Origin of the sequence: Sphingopyxis indica, assembly GCF_032879645.1 — a bacterium.
In the GTDB taxonomy this organism is placed as follows: domain Bacteria; phylum Pseudomonadota; class Alphaproteobacteria; order Sphingomonadales; family Sphingomonadaceae; genus Sphingopyxis; species Sphingopyxis indica.
The window spans coordinates 686,533-700,982 of the sequence record NZ_CP076394.1 but is presented as its reverse complement, the minus strand read 5'-3'; the positions used below and the strand labels follow the sequence as shown (position 1 = coordinate 700,982).

Here is a 14,450-nt window from a genome sequence, read left to right as displayed (position 1 = left end):
TTTTCCGTCAGTTGAGCGGCGCGTCGCGCAGCTTTTCGATCTCGTCCGCGACCTCGAGGCCGCGATCGGTGACGATGCGTTCGAGGACGCGCATCCGCTGCTCAAGCCGTTCGGTGTGCGCAGCATATTGCGCCGCCTTTTCGGCGGTCTCGTTGCTGATCGCCTCGAGCTGCTTTTCCTTGAACTTCAGGTGGCGCTTGTACATGTCGCCGCCCACGCCGAGGATCACCGGGATGCCGACCACGATGAAGAAGAAGCCCAGAATGAAATATTCGTTCATCGGTTCGCTCCTCAGTTCGCCGGGCGCCGCAGCGCCTCGATTTCGCTCGCTACCCGGTGGCTCTCATCGGTGACGATGCGCTCGACCACCGAGAGGCGATCCTTGACCGAGCCGAGCTCGGCGCGCAGCTGCGCATTTTCCTGGCTGATCAGCTTGACGCGCTCCATCGCCTCGTCGCTCGTCTTCGGATAGATCGCCTGGCCCCAGGCGCCGTCGAGCGGATAGCCGTTCTTGATCCGGAGCCAGGTCGTGAAGACCCAGCCGCCGATCGCGACCACGCCGACGATCGTGACGATGGGGGCGATCGCACTGATGATTTCAATGGCTTCCATGTGCAAATCCTCTCTCTCAGCGCAGCCGGTCGATCTGGTCGGCGAGCTGCGCCGCTTGTCCATTGGTGTCGGTCGCGATGCGTTCGAGCACCGCAATGCGTTCCTCGAGCCGGACAATCTTGTCGGCGAGCTTGGCATTATCGCCTTCCAGCAGCGCGATTTTTCGATCGGCGTCGGGGGTGGTTCGATGAACCGTCTCGCCCCATTCATTCTCGACCGGATAGCCATGCTTGGCGCGCATCCACGTCGTCACCATCCAGCCGACCATCGACATGCCGATGATGACGAGGACGAAGGACGGACTACCCCAACTCATTGCTCATTCTCCCTGTTGCCCGTCCGCTCGAAACCGGTTCCTGCTCAGCGCAGCGCGTCGATTTCGTCGGCGAGACGGCGGTTGTGGCTGGTATAATATTGCTCGATGTCGGCAAGCCGGCGGTCGATGTCGCGGAAGCGCGAGCGGATGTCGCGGGTCGAAGCGCTGGGGTTCGACCGCACGCCCTGCCAGAATTTAGCCTCCTCCTGCGTCGCATAGAGCGCAAAGGGCTTGGGCGTGGCCATCCAGGCGACGAGCCAATAGGCGATCAGCGTCCAGGGGAAGCCGCCCATCAAGGTGAGCAGCACCGCGCCGACCCGGACCCACAGCGCGTCGATGCCGCTATAGTCCGCGATCCCCGCACAGACGCCGCTCCATTTGGCGTTCTGCTTGTCGAGATAGAATTTGGTGCGGCTGGCAGACATCTCAGTTCCTCCTGTTCATATTCTCGAGCTGCGCCAAATCCTCATCGCTGCGCACCGCGGGGCGGAAATCGGGATGGTCGGCGCTGATGATGCGTTCGACGGTATGAAGACGATTCTCGAGCCGGCGAGCCGTATCGTAAAGTTCGTCGAGCAGTTGCTCATCCTCTCCGGTCAGCGTCTTGGCCTGCTTCCACTTGGTGATATAGTGGAGGATCAGCCAGGGCAGACCGAGGAAGAGCGTGCCGATGACGATCGGGACAATGATGACTTCTTCCATCGGTCCGGTTCCTTATTTCTTGCCCTGCGCGGCCTTCAGCGCGGCGAGCTCGTCGGCGACCTTGTCGGCGGCCTGCAGCTCGGCGATCTCTTCGTCGAGCGACTTCTTGTAGCCGAGGCCAAGCGCTTCGGCGCGGCCTTCTGCCTCGTCGACGCGGCGCTCGAGGATCTCGAAGCGCGAGAAAGCATCCTCGACGCGGTCGCCGTTCGTCATTTCGCGCAGCCTGTAGCGGTTTTCGGCGCTTTCGAGGCGGTTGACGATACCCGACTGGCGCGCGCGCGCTTCGCTCAGCTTCTTTTGCAGCTTGGCGATATCGGCCTCATAGCCCTTGAGCGCGTCGTCGAGCACCGCGATTTCGGCCTTCAGCTTCTCGGCCATGTCGCCCGCCTTCTGCTTTTCGACGAGCGCGGCGGTGGCGAGATCCTCGCGGTCCTTCGACAGCGCAAGCTCGGCCTTTTCCTTCCAGCTGTCCTGAAGGCTTTCGAGCTTGGCGATATGGCGGCGCATCTCCTTCTGGTCCGCGATGGTGCGGGCAGCGGAGGCGCGAACCTCGACCAGCGTCTCGTTCATCTCGAAAATGATCTGGCGGATCATCTTTTCGGGATCTTCCGCCCGGTCGAGCAAATCGGTGACGTTGGCGGCGATGATGTCGCGGGTTCGAGAAAAAATACCCATTTTGCTAACTCCTGATCGAATTCTTTTTTAGAGACCCAGTAACGGTTGATGAATGCTGGTGCCGGGGCGGGGCAAGGGGGAGAGTGCCCCGGCACCAGTGCCGGTCAGGCCATCGGGCCGACCGCCGGGGAAGCCGCAGCGATCACCGAAATCATGCCGACCGAGTGTCCGGCGTGGCTGACGGCGATCTGGGGATGGTCGATCACGCCGACGAGAATGGCCAGCGCTCCCGCCGCGCTGAGCGCAAATGTGGCGGCCTGGGCAAACATCGTCTTCATGGCTTCAACCTTCCCTGTTCTGACTGCGCCGGCGCGCCATTGCGCCGGTTCGCACCAATCTTTGCAGGGACCGTGCCAATTGCCGGAAAGCCCCGAAAATGGCGCAACTTCACGCCGGATTCGCCTTGCTCGCCGATTTTTCTTGCCAATCAGCGGGAAATATTGCCAATGATTGGGAATGGAGCGCGAAACGCAGTTCATCGGCCAGTCGGCGGCTTTTCAGGATGCGGTCGATCGCGCGAGCCAGGCCGCGGCGCTCGACCGCCCCGTGCTGGTCATCGGCGAGCGCGGCACCGGCAAGGAACTGATCGCGGAGCGCCTCCACCGCCTGTCGGCGCGCTGGGACAAGCCCTATGTCATCATGAACTGCGCCGCGATGCCCGAAACGCTGATCGAAGCCGAATTGTTCGGGCATGAGGCGGGCGCCTTCACCGGTGCGACGCGCAGCCGCGCAGGGCGCTTCGAGGAGGCCGACGGCGGCACGCTGTTCCTCGACGAGCTCGCGACCATGTCGATGGCGGCGCAGGAGCGCCTCTTGCGCGCGGTCGAATATGGCGAGGTCACGCGCGTCGGCGCCTCGCGCCCGATCCGCGTCGACGTGCGCATCGTCGCGGCGACCAACGAGCATCTGCCCGCGCTGGTCGAGGCGAACAGCTTCCGCGCCGACCTGCTCGACCGCCTGTCGTTCGAGGTGATCACCCTGCCCCCGCTTCGCGCGCGCGAGGGGGACATCGAAGTGCTCGCGACCTATTTCGGGCAGCGCATGGCGGCGGTGCTCGGCTGGGAGGAATGGCCGGGCTTCGGCCCGCGCGCGCTCGCGGCGATGGAGGGGCACGACTGGCCGGGGAATGTCCGCGAGCTCAGGAATGTGATCGAGCGCGCCATCTATCGCTGGGCCGACCCCGAAAAGCCGGTCGATGCGCTGACCTTCGATCCGTTCGCGAGCCCGTGGCAACCGGTCGCGAGCAAGGCGGCGGCGAAGGCCGAGGCGCCGGCGCAGCCGGGCGATTCCGCGTCCGCCGCCACGCCGCCGGCCGGGACGGTGAACGACCTGCGCGCCGCGGTTGACGGCTATGAACGGCAGATTCTCGCCGACACCATGGCGCGCTGCCGCTATAATCAGAAGGTCGCCGCCGAAGCGCTCGGCCTCAGCTACGATCAGATCCGGCACGCGCTGAAGAAGCATGGGTTGAACTGACAAGGTCGCCCCCGCGAAGGCGGGGCGACGGCTATAGCGAACGCCCTATTCTTCCCGCAATTGCGCCTGCAGCGCATCGACCACCGCGCGCTGGGTCGCATCCATGTCGGCGAGCCGGTCGCGCAGCGCGTAGATGTCGGGCAAGCCGTCGACCTGCTCCTCGACGCTGCGGTCGATATAGAGGCGGTCGATGTCGGCGAGCGCGAGGGTCAGCGGCGCGCGCGTCGATTGCAGGCGCGAGATCGCCTGCTGCGCGACGACCCAGCGCTCGCTGCCCACGCTCGCGCCGACGCCTTCCGACACGAGCGCGGCGGTGCCGTCGCGTTCGGCCGCAAATGCCCGCTGCGCCTGCGTCGCATCCGATTCCCAGCGCGCGAGGCGGCCGGCAAGGTCAGTCGGCAGCGGCCCCGGCGGCTCGGCGATCACCGCGGGCGGCGCGACGTCGAAACGGCCCTCGACCGGGCGCGGGGCGAGCGACGGCGCGCCCGTCTGCTGCGCCGATGCACAGCCCGAAAGCGGCAGCAGGGCGGCGGCAAGAAGCGGCATCAGGAGGTGGGTGCGCATCATCGCCGTCTCTGATATGGTCGCTTTACCGGTCCAGCAAGGTCGAATCGGGTAAAGACCGCGCGCCGGCGCGAACGACGGCAAAACCGCAAAAAACCCCGAAATATGCGGTTGACAGCCCCGCCGTTCACCGCTAGTGGCGCTGACTTTCCCGCATGCCGGAAAAATCGCCTGCTTCGGCGGGTGACTGGTAGCGCGGGCGTTTTAGTTTCTGATTGGATGGAAGACCATGTTCGCAATCGTGCGCACGGGCGGCAAACAATATCGCGTCGCCGCTGGAGACAAGATCGCCGTTGAAAAGATCGACGGCGAAGCGGGCGACACCGTGTCGCTGGGCGACGTCCTGCTGGCCGGCGACGGCGGCGAAGTGAAGGACGCGAAGGGCCTGACCGTGTCGGCCGAGATCATCGCGCAGACCCGCGGCGAAAAGGTCATCGTCTTCAAGAAGCGCCGTCGGCACAATTATCGCCGCCGCAACGGTCACCGCCAGTCGCTGACGCTGCTGCGCATCACCGCGATCGGCGACGCCAAGAAGGCCGCGCCGAAGAAGGAAGCCGCGCCCAAGACCGAAGCGGCTCCGGCTGCCGAAGCGAAGGCCGCGCCGGCCAAGAAGGAAGCGGCTCCCAAGAAGGAGGCCGCGCCCAGGAAGGCCGCTGCTCCGAAGGCGGAAGCCGCCGAGAAGGCCCCCGCGAAGAAGCCCGCTGCCAAGAAGGCAGCCCCCAAGAAGGACGCCTGAGCGCGCTCGTCCGCGGCTCGGCAACAGATTAAGGAGCATCAGTCATGGCACATAAGAAAGCAGGCGGTTCTTCGCGCAACGGTCGCGACTCAGCCGGCCGCCGCCTTGGCGTGAAGAAGTTCGGCGGTCAGGACGTGATCGGCGGCAACATCATCGTGCGCCAGCGCGGGACCAAGGTGTACCCGGGCGTCAACGTCGGCATGGGCAAGGATCACACGCTGTTCGCGACCGCCGACGGCCGCGTCCGATTCCACGACGGCAAGCTTGGCCGCAAATATGTGTCGGTCGACGCCATGGCGGACGCCGCCGAATAAGGGACGACCCGGTCGGGGTCGTCCACCAGGGACGACCCGGAGCCGCCCTTTCCGCCCCAAGCGGAAACCAGGTTCGAAAAGAGGGAGACGGGTCGCCCCCGGTCTCCCTTTTTTCTTGTCCGCTTGCCCCGTGCGGGCGGACGCGAAAACGGGGCCATCCATCTCCCTCGCACATCGCCTGTCGTCAAAGCGTCACCATCTGGCGCCAACGGCAACAGGCAAATGGGAGTGAAAAGAGATGTTTGCGCGTACCGAAAGACTGTTGCTGCGGCCCGGCTGGCAGGAAGACGCCCCCGCCCTCGCGCGGGCGATCGGCGACGAGATGATCGTGCGCAACCTGTCGCGCGCACCCTGGCCCTATGACGAGGCGCATGCGCGCGCCTTCCTCGGCGGCTGGACGGAAGGGAACCCGAGCCGCTTTCTGATGATCCAGCGCACCGCCAGCGCGCCGCGGCTGATCGGCTGCATCGGCATGGACCGGATGGAGAGCGGCGACGTCGAACTCGGCTATTGGGTCGCGCGGCCCTATTGGGGGCTCGGCTATGCGACCGAGGCGGGCCGCCACATGATCGACCTCGCGCGCACGCTCGGCATCCGCCGCCTCGTCGCATCGCACTTCACCGACAATCCGGCGTCGGGTGCGGTGCTGCGCAAGCTCGGCTTCCGGCCCACCGGCCGCCACCCCGAACGCGCGAGCCTCGGCCGCAGCCAGACGGCGCCGACGATCGAATATGCGCGCGAGATCGCGGCTCCCGGCAATGACGGCGACGGGGAGGACAGCCCCGTCGCCATGCCCGGCCTTCGCTGGCCCGACACGTTGCGCGAAGACTGGCGCCTCGCGGCGGCGTAGGAGACGGGCGGCATGATGCGCTGATGCGCCTTGCCTGTTTTCCGATATCAGTAAACGCGCGCCTTCGGCTTGATATATTCGGCGTCGTCGGTGAGCGTATATTCGTGGACCGGGCGATAGTCGATCTTGACGCCGCCGCCCTTGCCGCCCCAGCCGTCGAACCAGCTGACCGTGTGCTTCATCCAGTTCGCATCGTCGCGATCGGGGAAATCCTCGTGCGCGTGGGCGCCGCGGCTTTCCTTGCGGTTGTGCGCCGAGTGCATCGTCACCACCGCCTGCGCGATCAGATTGTCGAGCTCGAGCGTTTCGACGAGGTCGGTGTTCCAGATCAGGCTGCGGTCGGTGACGTGGATGTCCTGCATCCGCGCATAGGTCTTGGCGAGCTTTTCCTTGCCTTCGGCCATCAGCTCGTCGGTGCGGAACACCGCGGCGTGCTGCGACATGGCGCGCTGCATCTCGGTGCGGATTTCCGCGGTCGGCGAGCCGCCGCTGGCATTGCGGAAATGGTCGAGGCGGCCGAGCGCGAGGTCGGCGCTGTCCTTGGGCAGCGCGTCCTGCGCGGCGCCGGGTTTCACCAGTTCCTTGAGGCGATGTCCGGTCGCGCGGCCGAAGACGACGAGGTCGATCAGGCTGTTCGAGCCGAGGCGGTTCGCGCCGTGGACCGACACGCACGCCGCTTCGCCGACCGCGAACAGGCCGGGGACCACGGTGTCGGGGCCGTCCTTGCCGAGCGTGACGACCTCGCCGTGATAGTTGGTCGGGATGCCGCCCATATTATAATGGACCGTCGGCACGACGGGCAGCGGCTGGCGCGTCAGGTCGACGCCCGCGAAAATCTTGCCGCTCTCGGTGATGCCCGGCAGGCGCTCAGCGAGCACCTTCGGATCGATATGGTCGAGGTGCAGGAAGATATGGTCCTTGTGCGGCCCGACGCCGCGGCCTTCGCGGATTTCGAGCGCCATCGAGCGCGAGACGACGTCGCGCGACGCGAGGTCCTTCGCCGACGGGGCATAGCGCTCCATGAAGCGCTCGCCTTCGCTGTTGGTGAGGTAGCCGCCCTCGCCGCGCGCGCCTTCGGTGATGAGCACGCCCGCGCCATAGATGCCGGTCGGGTGGAACTGGACGAATTCCATGTCCTGCAGCGGCAGGCCGGCGCGCAGCACCATGCCACCGCCGTCGCCGGTGCAGGTGTGCGCCGAGGTCGCGGTGAAATAGGTGCGGCCATAGCCGCCCGTCGCGAGCACGACGGCCTGGCTGCGAAAGCGGTGGATACTGCCGTCCTCGAGGCACAGCGCGATCACGCCGCGGCACACGCCGCTCTCCATGATCAGGTCGAGCGCGAAATATTCGATGAAGAAATCCGCGTCATATTTCAGCGACTGCTGATAGAGCGCGTGGAGCATCGCGTGGCCGGTGCGGTCGGCCGCGGCGCAGGTGCGCTGCACCGGCGGGCCTTCGCCCATATTCTGCATATGGCCGCCGAACGGGCGCTGGTAGATGGTGCCGTCCTGGTTGCGCGAAAAGGGCACGCCGGCATGTTCGAGCTCGTAAACCGCCTGCGGCGCTTCGCGCACCATATATTCGATCGCGTCCTGGTCGCCGAGCCAGTCCGACCCCTTGACGGTGTCGTACATGTGCCAGGTCCAGTGGTCGGGCGAATTGTTGCCGAGCGAGGCCGCGATGCCGCCCTGCGCCGCAACGGTGTGGCTGCGCGTCGGGAACACCTTGGTGATGCACGCGGTCTTCAGCCCCGCCTCGGCACTGCCCATCGTCGCGCGCAGGCCCGATCCCCCGGCGCCGACGACGACGGTGTCATAAGTGTGGTCGATAATCTTGTAGGCGTCGGTCATGCCGCGGATCCCCCGGCGAAAGCGATACGGGCGATGGCGAAGATGCCGTAGGCGGCGGCGCCGATCGCATAGAAATTCAGGACGACGATGGCGAAGAGGCGCGCCGCCTCGCCATGCACATAATCCTCGATCATCACCTGCAGCCCGAGGCGCAGGTGCCAGAAGACGCTGACCACCATCAGGATCAGCGCGAGCGCGACGGTCGGGTTCGCGGCCCAGCGCAGCACCGCGCCATGATCGCCGAGCGGCAGGCGCAGGAGCGACACGAAGAACCAGACGACGAGCAAGACGTTGCCGAGCGCGGTCAGGCGTTGCTGGAGCCAGTGGCCGGTGCCGTGGTGCGAGGCGCCGAGCCCGCGCACGCGGCCGAGACGCGTACCATTACCCATTGAGCGCCTCCTTCGCGATGTAGAGCCAGGTTGCCGCGGTCGCGAGGATCGCGCCGACGAAGACCAGCGTCGACCAGAGCCGGTTGATCTTGAGCTCATAGCCCGCGCCGGTGTCGAGCACCAAATGGCGAAGGCCCGAGAAGAGATGCTGGAAAAAGGCCCAGGTCAGGCCGACGAGCACGACCTTGCCGAGAATATTGGTTACCCGATGCACCGTACCCGCGTCGGGATCGTGCCAGACGCACGCGACGAAGGCGGCATAGGCATCGGGGCCGGCGGCGAGCGCGCCGAGCCACCAGAGGAACATCAGCGCGCCGACGATGGCAAGCCCGTCGCCGGTGATGCGGTGGAAGATCGAGACCGCCATCGACGGCGCCCATTTATACACCCCGAGGTGCGGTGAGAGCGGCCGTGCGCTCGGTTGCTTGCCAGCCATATCAGCCCCGTATCTTATGACTCTATCCGGTCGATGGAGCGCCGGTTAAGCCTTCCCGCGGCGATATGCAATTGCTTAGGCGCCGAGGCAGGCAAGATTTAGCGGTTGGCGGGGATCGGCCGACAGCGGGCATAAATCCTCCCCTCCCGCTTGCGGGAGGGGTCGGGGGTGGGCAGCGACGGCACAGAGGCCCACCCCGCTGCGGCTAGCGAGCAAGCTCGCGAGCCTCACTGCCCCTCCCGCAGGCGGGAGGGGAGGTTCGTGCCGTATCCCAACGTCCGCTCCCACCCCGAAGCAGCCGCGAAGGTGTCAGCCCCCGCGCGGCTACTTCCGATCGCGGCCTGCATAGAGCAGCGCCGCGAGCACCGCGGCCGAGCCGATGCCGATTCCCGCGGCGGCGGCGGTCTTCCATCCGATCCGCTTGCCGCGGCGGCCATCGGCGGCTTCGGCTTCCTCGGCCGCCTGTTCCTGCTGCTTGCGTTCGCGGACCGCGCGCAGCACTTCATTCTCTTCGCCCGCATCTGCTGCCGTCAGCGGTTCATGATCGTCGTTCGTCTCAAGGGTCATTTTGGAAACTCGGGTCCTCCTGTCAGGCGAGTGCCTGTTCGACAGGCACATAATCGGTTCCGACGGCTTCGGCTACGGCCTCGAACGTAACCTTCCCATTCCAAACGTTCAGTCCGTGCGAAAGATGCACGTCACGCCGCAGCGCCTCTTTCCAGCCGAGGTCGGCGATGCGCAGCGCGTGCGGCAGGGTGACATTGTTGAGCGCATAGGTGCTGGTGCGCGCCACCGCGCCGGGCATGTTCGCGACCGCATAGTGGACGATCCCGTCGACGACATAGGTAGGGACGTCGTGCGTCGTCGGGTGGCTCGTCTCGAAACAGCCGCCCTGGTCGATCGCGACGTCGACGAGCACCGATCCGGGGCGCATCGTCTTCAGCATCTCGCGGCTGACGAGCTTCGGCGCTTCGGCGCCGGGGATCAGCACCGCGCCAATGACGAGATCGGCCTCGGCGACGCATTGGGCGAGGTTCGCGCGGTTCGAAAAGCGCGTCTTCGCCCGCGATTCGAAGAAGGTGCCGACGCGCTCGAGCACTTCGGGGTCGCGGTCGAGGATCGTCACGTCGGCGCCGAGCCCGGTCGCCATCTGTGCCGCGTTGAAGCCGACGACGCCGCCGCCGATGATCGTGACCTTGCCTGGCGCAACCCCGGGGACGCCACCGAGCAATACGCCGAGCCCGCCATGCGCCTTTTCGAGCGCGGTCGCCCCCGCCTGGATCGACATGCGCCCCGCGACCTGGCTCATCGGTTTCAAAAGCGGCAGGCCGCCGTGCGGGCTGGTGACGGTTTCATAGGCGATGCACACCGCGCCCGATTTCATCAGGCCCTGCGTCTGATCGGGATCGGGCGCGAGGTGGAGATAGGTGTAGAGGATCTGGCCCTCGCGCAGCATCGCGCGCTCGTTCGCCTGCGGCTCCTTGACCTTCACCACCATGTCGCAATTGGCGAAGATGTCGGCGGGCGTGGCGACGATCTCGGCCCCCGCGTCGCGATACAGTTCATCGTGCGCAGCGATGCCTTCGCCGGCGCCGGTCTCCACCAGCACCCGATGCCCGTGCGCGACAAGTTCGCGCACGCTTTCGGGGGTCAGCCCGACGCGATATTCGTGATTCTTGATTTCCTTCGGCGTGCCGATGATCATGATCGCTCTCCACTAACGCTACGTCGGGCGCCAATTTCCGGTTCCCGAAGCCTTTGGCGAACCATAACAGCAAGGCCGTGCGAGGTGCTTGCATATTTTCGCTTGCTGTCACAGGATCGCGCACAAATTATGCAAGATGAGAAGAATCGACGCCAAATGCTCGACCGAATCGACGTCAAACTGCTCGAGCTTCTGCAACGCGACGGCCCGAAACCGGCGGTCGAGCTCGGCGACGCGGTCGGACTGTCGCCCTCGGCGTGCCATCGCCGCATCCGCGCGCTCGAGGCGGCGGGGATCATCGCCGGCTATGCGGCGCGGCTCGATCCCGAGCGGATCGGGCTGGGGCTCGACGTGTTCGTCGACATCACGCTGACCTCGCAGAGCGAGGAGGCGCTGACCGCGTTCGAAAGCGCGGTGATGCGCTTCGACGAGATCCTCGAATGCCAGCTCCTGTCGGGAGCGGCGGACTATCGCCTGCGCGTCGCAGCACGCAGCGTCGCCGATTTCGACCGGCTGCACCGCCACTGCCTGTCGCGGCTGCCCGGTGTCGCCGCGATGCACAGCGCCTTTGCGCTGCGCACGATCAAGGGTTTCGAAGGCTATCCGGTGCGCGCGGCCTGAGATTCCACCGCGCAGTTAACGACGAATTTACCCTTATCGCATCATATCCCGTTGACCAATTTCGCGGACGCAGGCGGGCGAGAGAAATCGCGCGTTCCAAAGTGGCCCAGGGGACAGGATCATGGTGAAGGATAATCCCATTCATAAGCAGCAGATCGATCCGGTGCTGATGGCCGATCGCTTTCCCTTTTATGACCTCGACGGGCGGCTCGCCGCCGACGCCGCGGAGATCCACAGGATCACCGAAGGCCATGACGAGGAAATGGGCCGCGCCTATTGGGACGCATTCAACGCCCTTCCCTCGAACGAGCGCAAGGTCGAGGGCGAACTCTACAACAGCTATGTTCAGGGCAGCGCCAAGCATATGCGCGTCAAATATGCCGACGCGGCAGGGCAGGACGCAGCGACGATCGCCTGCCAGAACACGCATATGGCGCTGCGCGTCGGCGTTCCGCTCGCTTCGGTCCTTTCCTGCATCGCCGAATGCCAGCGGCTCACGATCCACTATGTCGTCGAAGCCTGCGCGGGCGATGCCGCACGCATCGTGCGGCTGACGAGCGCGGTGAACCGGCTCGCGCTGCTCGAGATGGACATCATGCAAAGCTATGCCGAAAAGCTCGAACGCGCCGCCGTGTCGCGCGAGCGGCAGGCGCTCGCAGGCGATTTCGACCGCTCGATCGCATCGCTGGTGCAGGACACCGACGGGGTGCGCCAGCAGCTCGCCAGCCAGGCCGACGCCGCCGACATCGCCGCCAAGGGCATGATCGCCAAGACGAGCGAAGTGGCCGCGGCCTCCGAGCAGTCGGCGATCGCGATGCGCGAGGCGGCCTCGACCGCCGCCGGGCTGATCCGCGCGATCGAGGACGCACGCGGCGAGGTCGAGGCCTCGGCGAGCGTCGCGACGCGCGCCTCCGAACAGGCGGGCGAAGCCGTCGCCATGTCCGAAGCGCTGTCGCGCCATGCCGAATCGATCGAATCGATCCTGGGCCTGATCCGCGAGATCGCGGGCCAGACGAACCTGCTCGCGCTCAACGCCACGATCGAAGCGGCGCGCGCCGGCGAATCGGGCCGCGGTTTCGCCGTGGTCGCGCAGGAGGTGAAGAGCCTCGCCAACGAAACCGCGCGCGCGACCGACGACATCGCGGGCAAGATCGCCGCGATCCAGCAGGCGACCAAGGGCACAGTGACCGCCAACCAGTCGATCCGCGAAACGATCACCGAGGTGCAGCAGTCGGCGCAGCGCATCCGCGACGCGATGGACGCGCAGGCGCAGACGGTCACCTCGATCACCGCCGCGGTAGACGAAACCGCGCTCGCGGCCGATTCGATGTCGTCGACGATCGCCAGCATCCGTAACGATTCGGGCATGGTCGCGAGCGAGATCAGCGTGCTCAGCGAGAAATTCGCCAGGATGGGCGAGCGGCTCCAGTCGCTCGAACAGGCCGCGAGCGAGTTCAGCCGCCGGGTGGCGTGACGCTTTGAATATGGCGATGGTCCCGCTAAACGCGGGGCCATGACCACGCATATCCTGATCACCGGCGCGAGCCGCGGGATCGGCGCCGCCGCCGCCGATGCCCTCGCGCACCGGAATCATCGCATCGTCGCGCTGTCGAGCGCCGACGGCGACCTCGGCCGGCCCGACGAACCCGCGCGGCTGTGGGCCGAGAGCCTCGACCGGCTCGACGGGCGCATCGACGTGCTGGTGAACAATGCCGGAGTGTTCGAGGCAAACCCGATCGAGGCGGCGGGCGACGTGTGGCTCGAAAGCTGGAACCGGACGCTGCAGATCAACCTGACCGCCGCGGCGTCGCTGTGCCGCCTCGCGGTGCTGCACTGGCAGCAGACGGGGCTCGGCGGGCGCATCGTCAATGTCGCGAGCCGCGCCGCCTATCGCGGCGACAGTCCGGCGCACTGGCATTATGCGGCGGCAAAGGCGGGCATGGTCGCGATGACCAAGACGATCGCGCGCGGCTATGCCAAGGACGATATTCTGGCCTTCGCCATCTGTCCCGGCTTCACGATGACCGGCATGGCCGAAGATTATCTCGCGAGCCGCGGCGGCGACAAATTGCTCGCCGACATTCCGCTGGGCCGCGTCGCAATGCCGGCGGAGATCGCCGAAATGATCCGCTGGTGCGCGCTCGACGCGCCGCCGTCGATGACCGGCGCGGTGCTCGACGCCAATGGCGCGAGCTATGTCCGCTGACCGATGAGCTGGATCGTCTCCCTTCCCTGCACCCGCGAAGAAGCCGAGGCGCTGTCGGGCGAGATCCCCGAACTCGACGCGCTGGCCGCGCCGCCGGTGGTGGTCACGCGCGAGATCGACGAGGAGGCGGGGACGTGGCAGCTCGACGCCTATGTCGACGATAAGCCCGGCGCCGACCTGCTGGCGCTGCTGAAATCGCTGGTGCCGAGCGCCACAGGCGTCGCACCGCAAGTCGAGGCGCTTCCAGAAGCGGATTGGGTGACGCTGAGCCAGCAAGGCCTCGAACCCGTGCGCGCCGGGCGCTTCTTCGTCCACACGAGCAGCTATGCCGACGCGGTGCCGGCGGGCACGACGCCGTTCCTGATCGACGCGAGCCAGGCGTTCGGCACCGGCGGGCACGACACGACCGCGGGATGCCTCGCGATGCTCGACCGGCTCGCGGCGACCGGCGCGAGCCCGCGCAATATCGCCGACATCGGCACCGGAACGGGGTTGCTCGCCTTCGCCGCGCTGTCGCTATGGCCGCGCGCGCGGGCGATCGCGTCGGACATCGACCCGGCGAGCATTTCCGTGACGCGCGAGAATGCCGCGGTCAACGGCGTGGCGCTCGGGCGGTCGGGCGGCCAGCTGGCGCTCGCCGTCGCGCCGGGCACCGATCATCCGGCGATCCGGCACCGCGCGCCCTATGATCTCGTCGTCGCCAATATCCTCGCGGGGCCGCTGATCACCCTCGCGCCCGACATCGCGGCGGCGACCGCGCCGGGCGGTCACGCGATCCTCGCGGGACTGATCGCGCGGCAGATGGAGCCCGTACTCGCCGCCTATCGCGCACAGGGCTTTCGCCTCGCCGCGCGCGGGGGAAGCGCCGAATGGCCGTGCCTGCTGCTCACCAAGCGGCGGCGCTATGGCTATCGGCGCAAGGAACGCGCCTTTCACCGCGCGAACCCGGCCGACGCGACCTTCGGAAGCTGGTAGGCGCGAGCGGCCAACCCGCTCGC

General features: G+C 66.6%; 21 protein-coding genes. 8 read left to right on the top strand and 13 right to left on the bottom strand.

Annotated features, from left to right (window positions below):
• Positions 1–7: 7 nt before the first annotated feature.
• The 7 genes from KNJ79_RS03285 to KNJ79_RS03255 form a co-directional block, all read right to left on the bottom strand.
• Positions 8–280: a hypothetical protein gene (locus KNJ79_RS03285; protein ID WP_089216941.1), complete on the bottom strand. Its 273-nt coding sequence runs from the start codon at positions 278–280 to the stop codon at positions 8–10.
• 11 nt (positions 281–291) lie between these two features.
• Positions 292–612, bottom strand: coding sequence for a hypothetical protein (locus KNJ79_RS03280; protein WP_317152784.1), 321 nt, complete (start codon positions 610–612; stop codon positions 292–294).
• 16 nt (positions 613–628) lie between these two features.
• The gene (locus KNJ79_RS03275; protein WP_317152783.1) at positions 629–928 is read right to left on the bottom strand and encodes a hypothetical protein; all 300 of its coding nucleotides are present in this window, start codon (positions 926–928) and stop codon (positions 629–631) included.
• Between the two features lie 44 nt (positions 929–972).
• Complete coding sequence (gene pspC / locus KNJ79_RS03270; RefSeq protein ID WP_089216944.1) at positions 973–1,353, bottom strand: envelope stress response membrane protein PspC; 381 nt, start codon at positions 1,351–1,353, stop codon at positions 973–975.
• Position 1,354: 1 nt separating this feature from the next.
• Positions 1,355–1,630, bottom strand: coding sequence for an envelope stress response membrane protein PspB (gene pspB, locus KNJ79_RS03265; protein ID WP_089216945.1), 276 nt, complete (start codon positions 1,628–1,630; stop codon positions 1,355–1,357).
• A 12-nt stretch (positions 1,631–1,642) separates the two neighbouring features.
• Positions 1,643–2,305 (bottom strand): phage shock protein PspA, encoded by a 663-nt coding sequence (pspA, locus tag KNJ79_RS03260; RefSeq protein WP_089216946.1) that lies wholly within the window; start codon positions 2,303–2,305, stop codon positions 1,643–1,645.
• Positions 2,306–2,409: 104 nt separating this feature from the next.
• A complete protein-coding gene (locus tag KNJ79_RS03255; protein ID WP_317152782.1) occupies positions 2,410–2,784 on the bottom strand; it encodes a hypothetical protein in 375 nt (124 codons plus the stop codon).
• Here KNJ79_RS03255 and pspF point away from each other — a divergent pair.
• The gene (pspF, locus tag KNJ79_RS03250; RefSeq protein ID WP_317152781.1) at positions 2,762–3,781 is read left to right on the top strand and encodes a phage shock protein operon transcriptional activator; all 1,020 of its coding nucleotides are present in this window, start codon (positions 2,762–2,764) and stop codon (positions 3,779–3,781) included. The two genes, KNJ79_RS03255 and pspF, sit on opposite strands and share 23 nt — an antisense overlap.
• A 45-nt stretch (positions 3,782–3,826) precedes the next feature.
• On the opposite strand, the gene KNJ79_RS03245 is transcribed toward pspF, so the two are convergent.
• Positions 3,827–4,348: a hypothetical protein gene (locus KNJ79_RS03245; protein WP_317152780.1), complete on the bottom strand. Its 522-nt coding sequence runs from the start codon at positions 4,346–4,348 to the stop codon at positions 3,827–3,829.
• Positions 4,349–4,574: 226 nt separating this feature from the next.
• Here KNJ79_RS03245 and rplU point away from each other — a divergent pair, with 226 nt between their 5' ends.
• From rplU to KNJ79_RS03230, 3 genes are all read left to right on the top strand, one after another.
• On the top strand, positions 4,575–5,081 hold the full coding sequence (rplU, locus tag KNJ79_RS03240; protein ID WP_317152779.1) for a 50S ribosomal protein L21: 507 nt from the start codon (positions 4,575–4,577) through the stop codon (positions 5,079–5,081).
• A 44-nt stretch (positions 5,082–5,125) separates the two neighbouring features.
• Complete coding sequence (rpmA, locus tag KNJ79_RS03235) at positions 5,126–5,395, top strand: 50S ribosomal protein L27 (RefSeq protein ID WP_089216949.1); 270 nt, start codon at positions 5,126–5,128, stop codon at positions 5,393–5,395.
• 238 nt (positions 5,396–5,633) lie between these two features.
• Positions 5,634–6,245: a GNAT family N-acetyltransferase gene (locus KNJ79_RS03230; protein ID WP_089216950.1), complete on the top strand. Its 612-nt coding sequence runs from the start codon at positions 5,634–5,636 to the stop codon at positions 6,243–6,245.
• Positions 6,246–6,292: 47 nt separating this feature from the next.
• On the opposite strand, the gene sdhA is transcribed toward KNJ79_RS03230, so the two are convergent.
• From sdhA to ald, 5 genes are all read right to left on the bottom strand, one after another.
• Entirely contained in the window at positions 6,293–8,095 is a 1,803-nt protein-coding gene (gene sdhA / locus KNJ79_RS03225; protein WP_317152778.1) for a succinate dehydrogenase flavoprotein subunit, read from the bottom strand.
• Positions 8,092–8,484: a succinate dehydrogenase, hydrophobic membrane anchor protein gene (sdhD, locus tag KNJ79_RS03220; protein WP_089216952.1), complete on the bottom strand. Its 393-nt coding sequence runs from the start codon at positions 8,482–8,484 to the stop codon at positions 8,092–8,094. The genes sdhA and sdhD overlap by 4 nt, the downstream gene beginning before the upstream one ends.
• The gene (sdhC, locus tag KNJ79_RS03215) at positions 8,477–8,920 is read right to left on the bottom strand and encodes a succinate dehydrogenase, cytochrome b556 subunit (RefSeq protein ID WP_089216953.1); all 444 of its coding nucleotides are present in this window, start codon (positions 8,918–8,920) and stop codon (positions 8,477–8,479) included. The genes sdhD and sdhC overlap by 8 nt, the downstream gene beginning before the upstream one ends.
• A gap of 324 nt (positions 8,921–9,244) precedes the next feature.
• The gene (locus tag KNJ79_RS03210; protein ID WP_317152777.1) at positions 9,245–9,487 is read right to left on the bottom strand and encodes a hypothetical protein; all 243 of its coding nucleotides are present in this window, start codon (positions 9,485–9,487) and stop codon (positions 9,245–9,247) included.
• Between the two features lie 22 nt (positions 9,488–9,509).
• Positions 9,510–10,625, bottom strand: coding sequence for an alanine dehydrogenase (gene ald / locus KNJ79_RS03205; RefSeq protein ID WP_317152776.1), 1,116 nt, complete (start codon positions 10,623–10,625; stop codon positions 9,510–9,512).
• Between the two features lie 156 nt (positions 10,626–10,781).
• On the opposite strand from ald, the gene KNJ79_RS03200 reads away from it, so the two are divergent.
• The 4 genes from KNJ79_RS03200 to KNJ79_RS03185 all read left to right on the top strand — a co-directional run bounded on the left by KNJ79_RS03200 (position 10,782) and on the right by KNJ79_RS03185 (position 14,427).
• Complete coding sequence (locus KNJ79_RS03200; RefSeq protein ID WP_317152775.1) at positions 10,782–11,246, top strand: Lrp/AsnC family transcriptional regulator; 465 nt, start codon at positions 10,782–10,784, stop codon at positions 11,244–11,246.
• Positions 11,247–11,367: 121 nt separating this feature from the next.
• The gene (locus tag KNJ79_RS03195; RefSeq protein ID WP_089216956.1) at positions 11,368–12,720 is read left to right on the top strand and encodes a methyl-accepting chemotaxis protein; all 1,353 of its coding nucleotides are present in this window, start codon (positions 11,368–11,370) and stop codon (positions 12,718–12,720) included.
• A 39-nt stretch (positions 12,721–12,759) separates the two neighbouring features.
• Positions 12,760–13,452, top strand: coding sequence for an SDR family NAD(P)-dependent oxidoreductase (locus KNJ79_RS03190; RefSeq protein ID WP_317152774.1), 693 nt, complete (start codon positions 12,760–12,762; stop codon positions 13,450–13,452).
• A gap of 3 nt (positions 13,453–13,455) precedes the next feature.
• Positions 13,456–14,427 carry a 50S ribosomal protein L11 methyltransferase gene (locus KNJ79_RS03185; RefSeq protein ID WP_317152773.1) on the top strand — a complete coding sequence of 324 codons (972 nt, stop codon included), beginning with the start codon at positions 13,456–13,458 and terminating at the stop codon, positions 14,425–14,427.
• Positions 14,428–14,450: the final 23 nt, after the last annotated feature.

Bases quoted from the DNA above. Each gene is read 5' to 3' on its own strand.
- KNJ79_RS03255 (WP_317152782.1), bottom strand. From the start codon at position 2,784: ATGAACTGCGTTTCGCGCTCCATTCCCAATCATTGGCAATATTTCCCG.
- pspB (WP_089216945.1), bottom strand. From the start codon at position 1,630: ATGGAAGAAGTCATCATTGTCCCGATCGTCATCGGCACGCTCTTCCTC.
- KNJ79_RS03190 (WP_317152774.1), top strand. From the start codon at position 12,760: ATGACCACGCATATCCTGATCACCGGCGCGAGCCGCGGGATCGGCGCC.
- pspC (WP_089216944.1), bottom strand. From the start codon at position 1,353: ATGTCTGCCAGCCGCACCAAATTCTATCTCGACAAGCAGAACGCCAAA.
- sdhD (WP_089216952.1), bottom strand. From the start codon at position 8,484: ATGGGTAATGGTACGCGTCTCGGCCGCGTGCGCGGGCTCGGCGCCTCG.
- KNJ79_RS03285 (WP_089216941.1), bottom strand. From the start codon at position 280: ATGAACGAATATTTCATTCTGGGCTTCTTCTTCATCGTGGTCGGCATC.
- KNJ79_RS03230 (WP_089216950.1), top strand. From the start codon at position 5,634: ATGTTTGCGCGTACCGAAAGACTGTTGCTGCGGCCCGGCTGGCAGGAA.
- KNJ79_RS03280 (WP_317152784.1), bottom strand. From the start codon at position 612: ATGGAAGCCATTGAAATCATCAGTGCGATCGCCCCCATCGTCACGATC.
- KNJ79_RS03275 (WP_317152783.1), bottom strand. From the start codon at position 928: ATGAGTTGGGGTAGTCCGTCCTTCGTCCTCGTCATCATCGGCATGTCG.
- sdhA (WP_317152778.1), bottom strand. From the start codon at position 8,095: ATGACCGACGCCTACAAGATTATCGACCACACTTATGACACCGTCGTC.
- KNJ79_RS03185 (WP_317152773.1), top strand. From the start codon at position 13,456: ATGAGCTGGATCGTCTCCCTTCCCTGCACCCGCGAAGAAGCCGAGGCG.
- ald (WP_317152776.1), bottom strand. From the start codon at position 10,625: ATGATCATCGGCACGCCGAAGGAAATCAAGAATCACGAATATCGCGTC.
- KNJ79_RS03195 (WP_089216956.1), top strand. From the start codon at position 11,368: ATGGTGAAGGATAATCCCATTCATAAGCAGCAGATCGATCCGGTGCTG.
- pspF (WP_317152781.1), top strand. From the start codon at position 2,762: ATGGAGCGCGAAACGCAGTTCATCGGCCAGTCGGCGGCTTTTCAGGAT.
- sdhC (WP_089216953.1), bottom strand. From the start codon at position 8,920: ATGGCTGGCAAGCAACCGAGCGCACGGCCGCTCTCACCGCACCTCGGG.
- rpmA (WP_089216949.1), top strand. From the start codon at position 5,126: ATGGCACATAAGAAAGCAGGCGGTTCTTCGCGCAACGGTCGCGACTCA.
- rplU (WP_317152779.1), top strand. From the start codon at position 4,575: ATGTTCGCAATCGTGCGCACGGGCGGCAAACAATATCGCGTCGCCGCT.
- KNJ79_RS03210 (WP_317152777.1), bottom strand. From the start codon at position 9,487: ATGACCCTTGAGACGAACGACGATCATGAACCGCTGACGGCAGCAGAT.
- KNJ79_RS03245 (WP_317152780.1), bottom strand. From the start codon at position 4,348: ATGATGCGCACCCACCTCCTGATGCCGCTTCTTGCCGCCGCCCTGCTG.
- pspA (WP_089216946.1), bottom strand. From the start codon at position 2,305: ATGGGTATTTTTTCTCGAACCCGCGACATCATCGCCGCCAACGTCACC.
- KNJ79_RS03200 (WP_317152775.1), top strand. From the start codon at position 10,782: ATGCTCGACCGAATCGACGTCAAACTGCTCGAGCTTCTGCAACGCGAC.